Here is a 16088-nt window from a genome sequence, read left to right as displayed (position 1 = left end):
GGGGCTGTCGCACTAGTTGATTAAAATCAGCTGGTGCCCAGCTCTTTTGAGTGCTTTTAGAGTTCATTTTTATTCTGGATTTACGAACAAAGAAAAATAGCAGACAACTACTATACCTCTGATTGTTCAGCGGCTTTTAGTTGTCTGCTATTTAAGGTTTTTTAAATTTATGCGCTTTCTTTAAGGTTAAACAGATGTGTTCCTGTACATTCTCTTTGGATCTTATGGTGCAGCTTATTCACGTTGTGAGCCATTGCAAGAAGAACGCTTTCCGCAAGTACATTGTTTTTCCCTCTGCATAGATAGCGATGGAAATTCATATCTGTTTTCACATCAGCAAATGAACCCTCAGCCTGGATGCTTCTGTTCATTCGAAGCTGACAGCCTTCATCAGAGAGAATACGTTCCAGATCTTCTGCTCGTTTTTGTTGGAACACCTTTGATACTTCAAGCCGTTTTACTCGTTCTTCAAAAGGTATCTTACTGTTGTTTCCTTTGATACATTCCCTTTTGTACGGACAATCATAGCAGTCCTCACAGGTATAGATGTTTTTTCTGATTACATAACCCGTTTTGCTTTTCCCTTGTTTCGTACCTGTTAAAACAAGTTTTTTCCCGGCTTTGCAGGTATAGCAGTCGTTTTCTGTGTTATATTCCATGTTTTCTCTGCGGCTTATATCTGTTTTATATTTTCGCGTCTTGGAAATCTCATAGTTTGCAGGCTTGATGAATGAAACCTGTTCATTTTCTTCAATATATAGGTAATTCTCCTCGCTTTCATATCCAGAGTCCGCTACGATGTTTTTATATTTGAAATTTAAATGTTCTTCCATATCTTTCAGAAATGGGATCAGTGTTGTGGTATCTGTTGGCTGTGGCCCGATCGTAAGCCATGTGATGTATTCCGAATCCACACCATGCTGAAGGTTATAGCCTGGCTTCAGCTGTCCATTCAGCATCGCATCTTCTTTCATTCGCATAAAGGTTGCATCTGGATCCGTTTTTGAATAACTATTACGACTACCGCATTGGTAGATTTTCTTTGTGTATTCTTTCAGCTTATCCAGATAATCTTCTAGTCGCTCAATTGAGCGCTGCAACTGTGTTTTACGTTTTCCGATTCCATGGACGAATTCAATTCCTTCTTCGGCTTTGATCTTATAAAGTTTTTTGCGGAGTTTCTTTACATGATGCAGTTGAACTTGATTATGGTACACAACTTTAATACCGTATTCTTCTTCACATTCTTCTACAAAAGCTGCAAGTTTTTCTAACAGTTTTGCGAGATTTTTAGTCACTGATTTTTTCCAGACAAACGTGTACTTATTCGCACAGGCTTCAATCTTGGTACCGTCAATAAAGATATCCTTTCCGGAGATTTCACCAAGTTCAAACAGCAGGACAGACATTTGAGCTAACATTTTCTTTGAACAGGAAGAAAAATGGAGTGAACGGAATCTGGCAATGGTGGCATGATCCGGAGCTTTGGAATCCTCTAATAAGAACATGAAATTAATGTCACGATGACAGGCTCTTTCAATATCTCTTGCAGAATAGATGCGGTTCATGTAAGCATACAGCATAATCTTCAGCATCTGTCTTGGCGTTGCAGTATTTTTCCGAATTCGGGAATAAGTCGAATATAACTCTGAAATATCCATCTCCTCTACAACCTGACTTAGCAAACGCACAGAATCATTATCTGGGATTATACAATCGATATTTAATGGTAGTTTTAATTGATAAAAATCTTGAACCATAGTATAATCTTTTTGTAGAATTTTATTTAGTAGCATAAATATATTTTACACCAAGAGCCGGGCTTTACAAAGCCCGGCTCTTAAATTTTTGCAAGCAAAGAGGCTGCGCACTAATTACTTAGTGCGACAGCCCCTTAAATTTTTGCAAGCAAAGAGGCTGCGCACTAATTACTTAGTGCGACAGCCCCTTTTCGATATAATAATACTTTAATATTTTAACAAACGGTTTTAAATTACTGCTTAAATTACGATAAAAACAGTAAAATATTACCAAAAGTTACATTTAAGCAGTTATTTATTATATGATAAAGATTTTTGTAGATTTTTGGTGTATAATGTAATGATATAAAAATGGAATTTATTGGTAACTAATATAAATCCAACCAGATTCGGGAGGTGCTATTTTATGGATGTAGTTACATCAGGAAGCCTAATAATCAGCAGCGAATTGAACATCAGTGAAATTCAGGAATTTGATATAAAAATAGAGAAAAACTGCCATACCGTTGCCAGGATAACAGGATATGTACCCGCTGAAACAGGAGAGTCTCCTGTTTTCCAAAAACTGGAGGGAAGCAGTGTAACGGTTTCAGCCGCAGATGAAAATGGAAATAAAGCCGCTTCGCCTATATTCTGCGGTTTCATGAAAAATATTGAGATATGGCAGGAAGGGAATGGGTATAAAGCAAGGATTGAGGCAGTATCGCCTACGGAATTGCTGGACTTAGAAGAGAAAAGCAGATCATTTCAAAAGATTGATATGACTTATGAGGAACTGGTGAGAAGTGTATTATCAGACACAGAAAATGCTGATGTGATCTTTCATATCAAAGACCGGAAAATCGGCAGACCGATCTATCAATACAGAGAAACGGACTGGGAATTTTTAAAACGGATTGCAGGGCAATTAGGAACTTCCCTGCTTCCGGGAGGAGTTTCCTTAAAGCCGCAACTGTATTTTGGCCTGCCTCTTGGGGATTCGGCAGAAGGGAAAGGAATCCGGCCTGAGAGAACCTGGTTTGATAAGACTTACTATACTTTTGACCGAGATCAGTACCATTTTGCAAAACACCAGTTTATTTGTCATGAAATAAGCAGTTATGAAAGCTGGAAGCCCGGAGACCGCATATCTATGTCCGATGGCCGGGAGACGGTGGTTTTAGCAAAAAGGTGCAGGCTGGAAAATGGCCTGCTGGTTTACCATTATACAGTGGGTTCCCCCGAAGCATTCGGGACGGCCGGATACGGCAATCCCAAAATGGCCGGGATTTCCCTGGCCGGAACGGTGCTGGAAACGAAACAGGAATCTGTACGGGTTAAGCTGGACATTGACGGGGAGCAGTCTTCCCAGGAAGGGTATTGGTATCCATGGATGCCGGAAACCAGTAATCTGATGTATTGTATGCCGGAAACCGGAGAGCGTATCGCGGTCACTTTTGATGACGGAGAAGGCAATGCCAGGGCCAGCAGCAGTATCCGGAAAAACGGAACCGGCAATGGAGAGATGGGGGATCCTTCCAGGCGGTATTTTACAACGGCAAAGGATAAACGTATGTATCTATTGCCGGACAGCCTGGGATTTGTGGATCTAAAGCAGAAAGTTCCGTTAAAAGCAGAAATTCATGACAGGGCGGGAGCGGACATCGAGAGCAGCCGGGAGGTGACAGTCCTGGCCAGGAAAGGGGTGTGGCTGAAAGGCAGCCGGGTATCTTTTCAGGCTCCCCAGGAAATTTCGATTGTAAGAAGGAATATCCTGTCTCCAACAGTTATCAATATGTGCAATGGATTTGATTCCATTGGAAAGTTCGGGAAAGTAAAAATGGAAGGAAGCAAAGATGCCGGATTTCCCGTGTTTGATTCTTCAGATTCTGAAAAATATGATATGAGAGGAGCGGAGAATGCGGTGATGGCCTCCACTCCATGCGCAGCCGGCTCTACCGGGCTGGAACGGCAGATAACAGGGACAAGGGTGGATATGGTAAAGGCCAGATAGGAAAAGTTCCTAAGGGAGGTGGAGATGAAAAGATGAGTAAAACCATAAAAATCGGCGGGGTGGGGAAAAGTCCCGCAATTGAAAAAATTAACCGGCTGAATGCAGTCAGCAGCCGGTTGGATGCCGCAGCCATGCTTGAACAGAAGGTATTCCGTTCGGAGCAGGCTAAGGCACAGCAGCGCTTGGACAAAAGGAAGCAGATCATAAAGAATTTTGCCATCAGTTTTCAGGAAAAAAATGAATAAGGTGTATGAATGATGAACATATTGTATGATCCGGATGCAGAAGGGTGTCTCCAGGAACGGGTTGTCCTGGAACGGATTGTGTTGGCCGATGGGAGATTGTCGGCAGAGATCCCGGCAGAGCTTAAGCAGATGCCGGAGAGCATGAAAGAGATGTTTTACCCATATGAGGAACGCCCGGAAATGATCCTGGCAGATGCGGATGGAAAAAATCAGATGACATTCCAGCTGATTGATAAAAAGCTGGGACCGGAAGAAACGAGAAAAGCAGCGGAGGCGGTCAGGGAATACATCAACAGCAGACATCCAAGGAGTGAGCTGTCGCCGGTTCATTTGTATGCAGCCGGAAAGTATCCGGCAGGCTGGTTTACTATGGAACTGGAAGAAGCCGGAGAAAAGCAGCATCATGCAAAGGCGGTCCTGTCAGTTCGTAACCAAATGTTCCTTGCTACAGCTACATATCCGGAGCAGGACCGCATGAAATGGGCGGTTCTGTTAAAGCAGTTCTTTAACACGTTGCGTGAAACCGCTTAGTATTTCAGGAAAAGTTGGGAGGAAACCGGATGGAAGAGGTTAAGGATGACGATATTGATAAAGTATTCCTTCAAATACAGAAGGAGCTGCACAAGATAAAATCGGAAACGAAAGAGCGGGGAAGAGAATCGTCTGGCTGGCCGGAGTTTTATGGCCCTGGTTTTTTACTTAAAATTCCTGCTGGTTTTGAGGAGATCAGAAGGGAAAAAGCAGCGTCTGTCTTCTTTTCCAAAAACCGGCCGGAGATGGTTCTCGTCAATTCACATGAACACGCAGGACTTACTTTCCAGACTGCAAGACTGGAAAACGAGAGAGCCGTTATGAATTTGGAAGATGAGAGGGAACGAATGCGCCAAATACTGAAACGGGCAGACGAAAAGAACGTTTTCTACGACCAGGGAAATGTATCTGGAAATATCCCTGTTGCATGGTTCGACTATAAAAGCTTTGCCGCCGATGAACGGGTATATAATATGATGTTTCTGTTTCTTTCGGAGGGAAAATTAATGATAGGAACCTTTTACTGCATATTTAAGGACTACGACAGATGGAGGCCGAAAATCCTGAAAATGCTAGGGACAATACAGACAGAGGAGGAAGAACGTGAAAGAATACAATCTTAAAACAGAACCGCTGCAGTTTTTAGAGATCAGAGAACTTAAGGTCAGCAGAGAAATTAATGAACATGGCACAGCTGTAATAAGCGGATACATTGCGGATAAGGATGAAGAAATTTATATAAAGCAGCTGACCGGTGATGTATGGGAAAAAATAGAAGAAGTAGGAAAAGACGGCGAAACACAGACACTTTTCTGGGGAATTGTCACCGGTTTTTCGATTGAAAGCATGAAAGACCAGAAAAAGATGACCCTGGAGATAACTACGGGTACATACTTTATGGATCTAAAACCGCATTTCAGGACCTTTCAGGACAGCACAGTCACATATGAAAAGATATTTGAACAGATCACCGGTACTTATGAGAACTCAGGGCTCATCAAAAACCGGCCTCTCACGGATACAACAGGAAAACTGGTGCTGCAGCACAGAGAGACTGATTGGGAATTTTTAAAGCGGATGGCAGCAAGATTTCATAGCTTCCTTGTACCAGGTACCAGAATATGCGGAGTTAAATATTTTTATGACTTACCAGAGGGGGAACGTTATGATCTTCCAAATTCCATCAAATATACTGTGAAAAAGGATTTGGGAGACTACCGCAGGAAACGGAACCAGGGACTGCAGGAAATGCAGGAAGGGGCCTGTCTGGAATACATCCTGCAGAGCCGGGAGGATTACCAGATCGGGGACCAGCTAACGGTAAACGGACTGCAGCTCTTTGTCTGGAAAATGGACAGCAGATATGAAAGAGGAGAAATGCTTCATACATGCCATTTAAAATCCAGGTCCGGCATGGACTTTCCGGAAACATTTCAGGAAGACAGGTCCGGCTGTTCCTTCCAGGCAGAGGTCCTGCAGGTGAAAGAGGATAAAGTGATGGTAAAGGTTTTAAAGGATGAAAACCAGGAGCAGAATATCAACCTGTGGTATCCATACTCTACGGTTTATTCTGCTCTTGACGGAACCGGCTGGTACTGCATGCCGGAAGCCGGCGATGCAGTACGGCTGCATATACCGGAACAAAGGGAAGAAGAGGCTTATGTGGTCAGCTCCGTCCATCTGGATACGGAAAGCCCGGACCGGAAAAATCCGGAGCACAAGATCATCAAGAATAAATACCAGAAGGAAATCCGTTTTACCCCGGACTCCATTGTAATTACCAATAACCAGGGGACGAAAATTGAATTAAATGACGCAAAAGGGGTGCAAATTGTAAGCCAGCATGACATCGTGATAAAGGCTAAGGACGACTTAACGATTTCCAGTGAGACCGGTTCACTCATAGCGGCCGGGACGGCATCCGTAAATCTGAAACAGAAGACAACCAGCATTGATATAGATCAGGGCATCTCATTTACCGGAGGAGAACTGAAAGTACAATAGGCAGGAGGAATCATGATGGACCGGATAAAAGAATTGGAGAGAGCCGCCCAAGATGCCGAGGAAGAGTTATTTGCTTCCCAGTGCCGCAGGCTGGAGCGAGAATACCGGAAAAAGGAGTGCAGAAATGAAGCGGTGGATGCCTTTGTACGGTTATTCAGTCAGGCGGTGGATGAGCAGAAAAAATGGTCATGGCTGGGGATCTGCTATCTCCACACCAGCCTTCAGACCGGAAGTCATGAATTCCGGTTGTCCCTGCATAACGAAGAATTCTTTTTTGATCCGGCTCCGGCAGAACTGTACTGGCGTCCTCCCTGCTTTTTTGAATGCTTTGAGGAAGACATGGAATCCGTGATGACAGGCTTACGGAGACAGTACCCCAGGATCTGGAGGTATGAGGAAGAGGCTGTCCGCAGGATATGTGTGGACTATTACTATGCAGCGGTTCGTCAGCTGTGCTTTGATTTGGCAGGAGAGATCATGGAAACGGAAGCTTTTCAAAAGGCAGTAAAGGCTGAAAATTTTACTGCCTTTTTCGGAAGATATCAGGGAGAGGGGGAGATCCTTTGGCGTATGAAGGAAAAATGAAATATTTTATATTGACCAATGGAGATAAAAATCCTTTTCCGCAGATCATAAATTGGAGCCAGACCATCGATGTAAGGATGTTAACACGGGACGAGTACCAGAAGATGCCGCCCTCCATTCAGCTTAATGCGAAACTTGGCATGGACGGGATATTTCCGGATGTCATTGATAAGCCATTCCTTTTGTTTTCCAGGACAGCTATGGAGGTGACAGCTTTATATGATTCAGCTATTCCGTTTTTGTTCTTTGCACTATTCGATACAGGGAAAGGGGAGTGTGCTTCCTATTTCTGTCCGGTGCTGGAAGAAGAGGAGTGTCTGGCAGGAAAACCAGGCCCGGGGCAGCGCGAGATCATCCTGACTAGGAGAAAAATGAACGGGCTTCCTCTGTTTCGTGTAAGGATAGGGATGGAGAGTGCGGCAATCATCCGCATGGACTTAGCGGAAAGTCTGCTGGAACGGGAAATTGTTGGAATGGAACTGAAAGAGGTACGTTTGACAGACAGCATGGACTGTCCGGTATAAAGGACCGGAGGAGATTCAATAAAAGACAAGGAGGAACGGTGATGAGTGAGACAGGGAAACTGAATTCCGGACTGGGGGTTGGTGAGGTTTTCAATCAGGCGCAGAAGGCCGCAGACAGCACAGAGTATCTGGTGGAGGGAGCAAAGCTGGTCTGCGTGAATGGAAGCTGTGTTACCCAGCTTAAGTTACCGAAAAACCATAACTATACCAGTGGTGGAAAGCAAAAAGCCAATTGTAAGGATTGTAAGGCATGTGAGAATATTCCTTACTTTGGAGAATGTAAGAAAAATGAAGATAACCATCAATGTGAAGGATTTATGGATTTAGTGGAAAAATGGGAGAATACTGCAGTGTCAGCCACAAAAGCTGAAACAGTCGGCGGGGAAGATGCAATTAGTATGAGTTCCGTTTTGTTGTGTAAAAAGGGAGGAATCATTATACCGGTCACATCTGGCCAGGGGTATGATGGGGCGATTAACTGGGAAGCCTTTCTGAAGCGTTATCAGAACGTGGTCCGCTGGGCCGCAGGGAAAAATATGCTTTGCCATGTCTTTGGCAAGGACCCGATCAATATGAATACCGGGAATTATATCTATGAAAAAGAAGATCTTGTCATCAAAGGGACTATGCCCTTGAGCTTTAAGCTGTTTTATAATGCAATGGAATGTGGAAATCAGGGAAACCTGGGAGAGGGATGGAGCCATAATTACGGAGTGCGCCTGATAAAAATCAAAGAGGAAGAACTGCTGGGAATCGTCCTGGAAGACGGCCGGGAACTGCCTTACTGCCGGAAGCTGGGGGGAGAGTACGCCCCGGTAATGGGGGATGGAGGAAGTCTTAAGAAGTCAGGAAACGTATATTTTTATGAGCAGGAGGATGGGACTGTTTATGAGTTCGACTGCGATGGCAGGCTGTGTACCCAAAGAGACAAAAACGGCAACCGTCGGATATTTACGTATAACGAGGATGGATTTTTGGAGAGTGTGGGAAACGGAACAGGCGGTCAGTTAAATTATACATATAACAAGGAAAAGAACCTGATCTATGTGGAGGACCATACCGGGCGGAAGGTGAGTTTAAGATATCAGTATGGAAAACTTCGCTGGTTTATCAATTCAAGTGGCTGTACCTATACATATGATTACAACGAGAATGGAAAGCTCAATGGAGTTGTGACACCTCGAAATATTGCGGGCGTAAGAAATAAATATGACGGTGCTGACCGTGTATGGAAACAGACCATGCCGGATGGTGGCGTGGTGGAACTGCGTTATGACGATAAGAATAACCGTACGTATATGAAAGAGCAAAACGGAAATATGATTATCTATGAATGTGATGAACGGCTGCGAAATATCCGTACCATTTATGAGGATGGGGAAGAGACATTTGAATATAATGACAGGAACCAGTTGACTAGGCATGTCGACAAGAACGGAAATATGATAAAATTAGCTTATGATGATAAAGGAAATTTATCTCAGATTATCTATCCAGACGGTTGTAAACATAACATGACATATGATGCGAATAACCGCCTACTGGTATTATCCATAAATGGCGTAATGAAAATAAAAAACACATATGATAACAAAGGAAATCTACTCCATATGGAGGATGCATTGGGAAGAGAACAGAAATTTATTTATGATACGCAGGGAAGAGTAAAGGAGATTGTTCAGACAGATAAAAGCCATATCTACCTAGAATATGATGAGCATAGTAATATTTCTAAAATTATGGATGGGTCTAAGAATACAACCAGCTATGCTTATGATGCGTTAAACAGGGTAGTAAAAACCGTTGATGGGAATGGAAACAGGACAAGTTATGAATATGATACAGGTGACAGGATAACTGGCGTTATTAACGCGCAAGGGAAACGGCGTATTTATGAATATACGAAAAGCGGTAAGGTAACAAAGGTTATAGATTTTAATGGAGCTGTTACTTGTCTGGAATATAATAATATGAATCAGGTAAGCTCTGTCATTACTCCAGATGGAGGAAAGGAAATATTGGAGTATGACCAGATGCAGAATGTTGCCAAACGAATTACTCCCAACGGAGCAGAGTATTTATATAAATATAATAGTTTAAATAGACTGGAAAAATCAACTCTTCCCACCGGAGGATCAATTTATTATGAATACGATACCAATGGAAATCGGACAGTAATGACAGATGTAAATGGAAATAAAACAACCATGGAATATGATGAAAGAAACCGCGTGACAGAGGTTGTTGATGCTGGTGGAGCAAGGACGGTATATGACTATGATATGGAAGGAAATTTAATAAGTATTACCAATTCCATGGGTCAGTCTATAGCATACACCTATGATGAAGCAGGTCAAAAAATCAGTGAAACAGATATTCTGGGAAATGTAATCAGGTATGAATATAATGATTTGGGAAAGATATCCTGTGTAATTGATTCCAAGCAGAGGAAAATATTCTATGAATATGGTACAGGAGGTGTTTTAGAAAAGACTGTTTACCCAGATGGCAGCTATGAGCAGTATTCCTATGATAAGAACGGGAACTTATTGCGTCGTGAAAATCAGAAGGGAGATTATTTAGAGTATACTTATGACTGTCTAGATAAGCTTGTAAACGTAAAAAGCAGTTTGGGCCAGAAAGTATGTTATACTTATGATGCAGTTGGAAATGTAACTTCTGTGACAGATACTTTAGGAAATGTCACTAAGTATGAGTATTCCATGGGAGGGAATCTGATCGCAGTAATAGATGCTATGGGAAATAAGACAGAGTATGGTTATGATGCTATGGATAATCTCATCATCATTTGCCAGCATGAGGGAAGAGATACTTTACTGAAATATGGTGATTTACATATAAATAATAAGGATTATAATTCAAATAAAGTTCATTTGACAAGATATGAACGTAATGTACTGGGAATGATTGAAACCATAACCGATCCAATGGGATTGATGGAGCATTATACTTATAACCAGGCAGGACAAATGATTGTGAAATTGGATAAAGAAGGGTATGAAACCCGTTATAATTATACAAAGACAGGTGAACTTAGTGAAATCATCTATGCAGACAACCGAAGCGTATGTTTTCAGTATAATGCGTTAAAACACCTCATAGAAGTGAAAGACTGGTTGGGAACGACCAAGGTAGAACTTGACGAGGCAGGTCGAACAAGAAAGATTACTGATTATAAGGGACGGGAAATTGGTTATGAATGGAGTAAGATCGGTGAGCGGACAGGTATTGTCTATCCGGATGGCAGAAAGGTGTCTTATGAATATGATGAATTATCCCGTTTGAGCCGTTTGATTTATGAGGGAGAAGACATTACCTATCATTACGATAAGGAAGGACGTCTGATGGAGAAGCGTTTCCTTAACGGAATCATTACCAATTATCAATACAATTCTTTGGGACTTTTAAGCTGTCTGACTCATAAAGCAGATGGAGATATTTTGGAGAGGTATGATTATGAGTATGATTTGGCAGGGAATAAAACAGAGATTATAAAACAGAGAAAAATTCCGCTCTCTTCTAAACATCTATCAGAAGAAATATGCAAAAATCTAAAGGAAGAAAATGGTATCTATAGCTACCGTTATGATAAGTTAGACCGTTTGATAGAAGTGTATAAGGACACGAAAAGACTGCGGAGCTATAACTATGATGCATTTGGAAACCGGATAAGGAAGCTGGAAAGTGGTGGAACTGAAATCTATAAGTATAATACTGCTAATCAATTATTAGAAATAAACGGTATGAGGAAAACGGAAAAATATAAATACGATAATCGCGGTAATTTGATTGAAATCCTTCTAGAAGGAAAGCCTGTTAATGGTTATGAATTTGATACTACTAACTGTTTGAGCAAGGCAGTAAACGCTGATGGCCAGATGGCACTTTATAAATATTGTGGTCTTGGATACAGGATTGAGAAGAAGATTTACACGAAGGAACAGTCCGCTAATTGTATAGGGATCTGGGGGAATACAGATTACCAAAAAGAAGATACGACCGCTCAAATTGATTACCTGATTGATTTAACAAAGCCATATCATAACCTTCTGGCTAAAACAGAAACTACAGAGCAAGATATGAATATGCAGGAATATATCTGGGATTTTAATGTGGCATCTATGAAAGAGGGAAGAGATTCTTATATATATTTACAAGATGAACTGGGAAGTCCGATTCGTCTACTTGATATGCAAAAAAGAAATAGAACTGTATATGGATACGATGAATTTGGTAAGGACTTATATGGTAATCATGGAAATATGCAACCATTTGGGTATACAGGGTATCAGAAAGATGGGGTAGCAAAGGCTTATTTTGCGCAGGCTAGAGAGTATATGCCTTGGATTGGAAGATTTGGAGGAAAAGATAAGGTTAAAGGAAACATTAAATTACCAATAACTTTAAATGAATATTTGTATTGTTGGGGAAATTCATTGAAGTGGGTAGATATGGATGGAAAAACGCCTATTCGCTCAGAGGATTTAATGAATTGGTATATAGAAAGGCAATTACAAGCAGCTGATAAGGTATGGAGAGAAGGTTGGGAAAACTTTTTTGATACATATGATAGTTTAGTTGATATGAATGCAGAAGCAGGAGTAGGTTTAGGAGGGGCAGTAACAGTTGGTCCGGCAAAGATAGGGTTAGTTGCTAAAGGCTATGTAGATGTAGATGAAAAGTTAGAACCTAAGGTAAAAGTTAAAGCGGGAGCAGAAGGTGATATTATAAAAAATATGAAAGCTTCATTTGGATTAAAGATTGATGATGTACTAGCAGGTGAAGATATAAAATCAGAAGTTGGAATATCAAATTTTTCTTATGATGGAGGACTTAGCTGGACCTTTGGTGTAGAATTATATGATGTTTATGGTGGAGGTGTCAGTGTAACTGTTCATCTTGATAAATTAGCAGAGGCTTTAGGGGTAATACCTAAGGATATTCAATGTAATCAAATACAATAAAACTAGAGGATGTGGAAAGAGTGAAGAATAATAAAATAGCAATTTTTTTATGTGTAATTTTTACAATGTTTATTAGCATAAACATTTTTGAAGTATTAGCTGCTGAAGATAACGATTTTTACTTGGTTGAAATTATGCAAGCACTCAATAATAATTATGATAAAGATATATACAACTTAGTTATTCAGGATATTCAAACTGAGGAGGAATTTCGATTATCATTTAAACAGATAAAGCAAGTGTGGGGAGAGCAAAAAGAATACTCATATGAACTATTAAAAGAAGAAGTATTGACTAATAAAAGTATGCATATAAAAGAAGGAAAATATCAGATTTATCAGATTAGAACATCTAATTGTAATTATAAAGTAAGAATGATAACTGGTGAAATGGACAATGGACAGCGAGGAATTATTTCTTTCGAATTACAGAAGGAAAATGAAGCAGGGTTAGGTAAGGGACACGAGGAAAGAATAATTTATTGGGGAATGATATTTTGGAGTATTGTTGAGTTTGGGATATCAATTTACACAGCATTTTATTGTTTCAAGAATAGAAGAAAATGGTGGATACTCTGGCTAGCTTTAATACTTCTTCTACATGGAGGAATCAGCATATCCACAGTAAATGGTATAAGTATTGGGATGTTTATTAGGGTATTATTTATGACAAAGTGGCAGGCATATGCAATGGGAGGGATAAAGATCTATTTGTCTCTACCTATAGGAGCAATACTATATTATATAAAAAATAATTCAATTCATGTGGGGAGTTAATTGCTACAGGAATTGGGTTAACTGTTAACATAGATGAAGTTGCTAAAGTGGTTATGTAAATATTAATTAAGATTATAACAGGAAAGGTGAAGTGCTAACTTTTGAAAAATCAGACCCAATTTATAAAGATAATGTGGAAGAAGCTCTTAGTACGAGTCCTAATTATTATTTTGGTGATTACACATATATAGATTGGCATATAAACCGTAATTAAGAGAAAAATGGATCCGTTTAAGCTGCGATACCTGCTTTGAAAAAAATTGTAATAAACTATTATATGGAGAATAGTAAAAAATGAATAAAATTAAAATAATAAGAAAATTATTTTTATTTATAGTTCTATGTTTATATGCAGTCATTTTAAGTGGACTTAGCTCTAGCGAAGTTGTTGCATCAGAGTTAAATACAGAAAAATCTTCCGTAAAGATGACGCCAGAAGCCTATTTAGAGCAATATCTGGAAGCATTTAATAATAAAGATGAGGAAGCAGCTTACCGATTATGGATTCATGGTGATAATACAGAAAAAGCAAGAAAATCATATGCGGGCCTTTTTAGTAAACATCTGAAAATTTGGGGTACAAAAAAAACATATACCTATACTAAGAGCGGCGAAAAATATAAACCTGCAGAAGGAAAACGACCTGCAGGAATTCTATACTCCTATCAAGTTGAGTGTCCCGAGGATACATTTCAAGTTGAGTTATCGATAGATGATAATTATAATGGGATGGCTGGGCTGAATCATTTTAAATTGACTCGTAAAGGGAAAGCGACAGGTACATATAATACTTGGCAAAAATTTGATTTTGCACAGTGGTTCATGGCTTTTTGTGCAATACTAGAAGTGATTTTTACTTTATATACATCAAGTATTTGTATAAAAAAGAAGCAGAAGCGTTGGGGATTATGGCTTCTTTTGATAATGATTGTATATGGAGGTGTGTGCTTCACTGTGACAGAAAATGTTCAAGTGGGATTTTTTGTGTATACGCTATTTATGCCTAAAATAATGAAATATTCAACTGGTGTACAGGTGTTTTTATCGGTACCAGTTGGTGCGATTGCTTATTGGATATTTAATCATAACAAGAGGAAAGAATTAAAAAAGATATAAAGTAAGATATTACTGATGGCTTGAATTGTCTAAAACCAACCGACTGATTTTGTTCAGTTTTGATCGATATCCCTGTCCGCCAGAGCATTGATTGAAAATAATTCCTGATTTATATAGAGCAGTTCCGTTAGATGATTATTTAGCCGAATATGGTATTACGGAGGAGAATCAATTTATATTCGGAACCATTGATACGGAAAAAGTAAAAACATTGAGGTTTATGTTGGTGATTTTAGGATGGTGGAACTTATGAAAAAGATATTAAAATATTTAGGAATTGTTATACTAATAATTTTAGGGACATTTGTAGCACTGTTTTCTTTACTTGTTTTTTGGGCAATAATTGTACCGAAGAATCAGAGCGCTGAAAATGGTTCAGTAAGTTTAAACATAGAGTATAACGGGGATGGTAAAATGCCTGAAAAACCAGATCCCATATATGTTGATACAATGGAAGAGGCACTTACTATCAATCCAGATTATTATTTTGGTGATGATACATATGCAAATAAAGTAAATAATGTTATTAAAGTTTTTGAAAATGATAATTATGCGACAATGTTTTATATTTCAGTCAAGAATTTAAAGGCAGAGGCATTTGTTGCAGCTAAATTTAAAGTAAGAACAGTAAATAAAAAAAAAGCAATATGCATTAGTTGATGCAATACGTTCAGAATATGAAGGTGAATCAAGAATAAAACCATTAAAAATGTTACATCTAGAGGCTCCAGCATATGATTATTTGTGTAATTTTGGAATTACTGAAGGGAATCGATTTATATTTGGTAATCTTGGGACGGAAAAGGTAAAAACGTTGAAAATAGAAGGCCAGAGTCCGACAGAGGTTATTGAATATACATTATTGGGGAAAAAAGAATACTTTTGGTATTATGAAAACCTAATTGAAAATACTAAACCCCCAGCTATGCTGGGGAGAATAGTGTAAGTGGAAACGGTGAGGATATAACGAAAAAGCCTCCTATGATAAAATGAGAATGGTGTCGCAAGCCAAACTCAAAAATAGGAGGCAGTCCCAATGGACAATAAAAGTTTATCACACAGTAGATGGAAATGCCAGTACCACATAGTATTTATTCCAAAGTATCGGAAAAAGCAACTATACGGACAAATAAAAGAAGATGTACGAGAAATACTTGGTACGCTATGCAAGTATAAAAATGTAGAAATAATAGCAGGAGCAGTATGCGTAGATCATGTACATTTAAGCTTAGCAATTCCGCCGAAGCTTAGTATATCAAGTTTCATGGGCTATTTGAAAGGAAAAAGTACGCTGATGATTTATGATAGACATCCAGAATTGCAGAGTAATTGGAATAAAGCGTTTTGGTCGCGAGGATATTATGTAGAAACCATTGGTAATATAACCGATGAAGCAGTACAGAAATACATTAAAGAGCAAGCAGAAGAGTCGCGCAAGGAAGATATGAGAAGTACCGCTTTTTAGCGGACCAGTAAGGATGCTTGCGACACCGCCCTATTGGGCGAGCAGTAAGAAAGCCCTTATTAGGGCTAATATCAAACCACCAGTTGAACTGGTGGTTGCTGACT

13 protein-coding genes and 1 pseudogene are annotated in these 16088 nt (G+C 39.8%); 13 read left to right on the top strand and 1 reads right to left on the bottom strand.

The features are described from left to right. Window positions 1-167: 167 nt before the first annotated feature. On the bottom strand, window positions 168-1796 hold the full coding sequence (locus BQ9856_RS20410) for an IS1182 family transposase (RefSeq protein WP_077612646.1): 1629 nt from the start codon (window positions 1794-1796) through the stop codon (window positions 168-170). Window positions 1797-2166: 370 nt separating this feature from the next. Between BQ9856_RS20410 and BQ9856_RS20405 the strand changes: the two genes are divergently transcribed. The 13 genes and pseudogenes from BQ9856_RS20405 (at window position 2167) to tnpA (ending at window position 15984) form a co-directional block, all read left to right on the top strand. Next, window positions 2167-3753 carry a contractile injection system protein, VgrG/Pvc8 family gene (locus tag BQ9856_RS20405; protein ID WP_077612645.1) on the top strand — a complete coding sequence of 529 codons (1587 nt, stop codon included), beginning with the start codon at window positions 2167-2169 and terminating at the stop codon, window positions 3751-3753. A gap of 32 nt (window positions 3754-3785) precedes the next feature. Then, window positions 3786-3998, top strand: coding sequence for a hypothetical protein (locus tag BQ9856_RS20400; protein WP_077612644.1), 213 nt, complete (start codon window positions 3786-3788; stop codon window positions 3996-3998). A 9-nt stretch (window positions 3999-4007) separates the two neighbouring features. Then, window positions 4008-4529, top strand: a complete 522-nt coding sequence (locus tag BQ9856_RS20395; protein ID WP_139348742.1) for a hypothetical protein — start codon at window positions 4008-4010, stop codon at window positions 4527-4529. A 29-nt stretch (window positions 4530-4558) separates the two neighbouring features. Then, on the top strand, window positions 4559-5152 hold the full coding sequence (locus tag BQ9856_RS20390) for a hypothetical protein (RefSeq protein WP_077612642.1): 594 nt from the start codon (window positions 4559-4561) through the stop codon (window positions 5150-5152). After that, a complete protein-coding gene (locus BQ9856_RS20385; RefSeq protein WP_077612641.1) occupies window positions 5133-6533 on the top strand; it encodes a contractile injection system protein, VgrG/Pvc8 family in 1401 nt (466 codons plus the stop codon). Before BQ9856_RS20390 ends, BQ9856_RS20385 begins: the two co-directional genes overlap by 20 nt. 12 nt (window positions 6534-6545) lie before the next feature. Then, window positions 6546-7118 (top strand): hypothetical protein, encoded by a 573-nt coding sequence (locus BQ9856_RS20380; RefSeq protein WP_139348741.1) that lies wholly within the window; start codon window positions 6546-6548, stop codon window positions 7116-7118. Continuing rightward, window positions 7097-7642, top strand: coding sequence for a hypothetical protein (locus BQ9856_RS20375; RefSeq protein ID WP_235839267.1), 546 nt, complete (start codon window positions 7097-7099; stop codon window positions 7640-7642). The genes BQ9856_RS20380 and BQ9856_RS20375 overlap by 22 nt, the downstream gene beginning before the upstream one ends. 41 nt (window positions 7643-7683) lie before the next feature. After that, window positions 7684-8088, top strand: a pseudogene (locus tag BQ9856_RS25855) (PAAR-like protein); the annotation flags it as partial. A gap of 126 nt (window positions 8089-8214) precedes the next feature. Further along, entirely contained in the window at window positions 8215-12627 is a 4413-nt protein-coding gene (locus BQ9856_RS20370) for a DUF6531 domain-containing protein (RefSeq protein ID WP_235839266.1), read from the top strand. Window positions 12628-12647: 20 nt separating this feature from the next. Next, window positions 12648-13403 (top strand): hypothetical protein, encoded by a 756-nt coding sequence (locus BQ9856_RS20365; RefSeq protein WP_077612638.1) that lies wholly within the window; start codon window positions 12648-12650, stop codon window positions 13401-13403. 294 nt (window positions 13404-13697) lie between these two features. Beyond that, a complete protein-coding gene (locus BQ9856_RS20360; protein ID WP_077612637.1) occupies window positions 13698-14519 on the top strand; it encodes a hypothetical protein in 822 nt (273 codons plus the stop codon). A 249-nt stretch (window positions 14520-14768) separates the two neighbouring features. Further along, the gene (locus BQ9856_RS20355) at window positions 14769-15179 is read left to right on the top strand and encodes a hypothetical protein (RefSeq protein WP_077612636.1); all 411 of its coding nucleotides are present in this window, start codon (window positions 14769-14771) and stop codon (window positions 15177-15179) included. Window positions 15180-15555: 376 nt separating this feature from the next. Then, window positions 15556-15984, top strand: coding sequence for an IS200/IS605 family transposase (gene tnpA / locus BQ9856_RS20345; RefSeq protein ID WP_077611217.1), 429 nt, complete (start codon window positions 15556-15558; stop codon window positions 15982-15984). Window positions 15985-16088 lie beyond the last annotated feature (104 nt).

The sequence above is a fragment of the Clostridium sp. Marseille-P2415 genome (genome assembly GCF_900155545.1).
GTDB lineage: Bacteria > Bacillota > Clostridia > Lachnospirales > Lachnospiraceae > Lacrimispora.
Note: the sequence above shows the minus strand (reverse complement) of the source record. Positions and strands in the feature narration are given on the sequence as shown.

Bases quoted from the DNA above. Each gene is read 5' to 3' on its own strand.
- BQ9856_RS20395 (WP_139348742.1), top strand. From the start codon at position 4,008: ATGATGAACATATTGTATGATCCGGATGCAGAAGGGTGTCTCCAGGAA.
- BQ9856_RS20405 (WP_077612645.1), top strand. From the start codon at position 2,167: ATGGATGTAGTTACATCAGGAAGCCTAATAATCAGCAGCGAATTGAAC.
- BQ9856_RS20390 (WP_077612642.1), top strand. From the start codon at position 4,559: ATGGAAGAGGTTAAGGATGACGATATTGATAAAGTATTCCTTCAAATA.
- BQ9856_RS20410 (WP_077612646.1), bottom strand. From the start codon at position 1,796: ATGCTACTAAATAAAATTCTACAAAAAGATTATACTATGGTTCAAGAT.
- BQ9856_RS20400 (WP_077612644.1), top strand. From the start codon at position 3,786: ATGAGTAAAACCATAAAAATCGGCGGGGTGGGGAAAAGTCCCGCAATT.
- BQ9856_RS20370 (WP_235839266.1), top strand. From the start codon at position 8,215: ATGAATACCGGGAATTATATCTATGAAAAAGAAGATCTTGTCATCAAA.
- tnpA (WP_077611217.1), top strand. From the start codon at position 15,556: ATGGACAATAAAAGTTTATCACACAGTAGATGGAAATGCCAGTACCAC.
- BQ9856_RS20360 (WP_077612637.1), top strand. From the start codon at position 13,698: ATGAATAAAATTAAAATAATAAGAAAATTATTTTTATTTATAGTTCTA.
- BQ9856_RS20380 (WP_139348741.1), top strand. From the start codon at position 6,546: ATGATGGACCGGATAAAAGAATTGGAGAGAGCCGCCCAAGATGCCGAG.
- BQ9856_RS20355 (WP_077612636.1), top strand. From the start codon at position 14,769: ATGAAAAAGATATTAAAATATTTAGGAATTGTTATACTAATAATTTTA.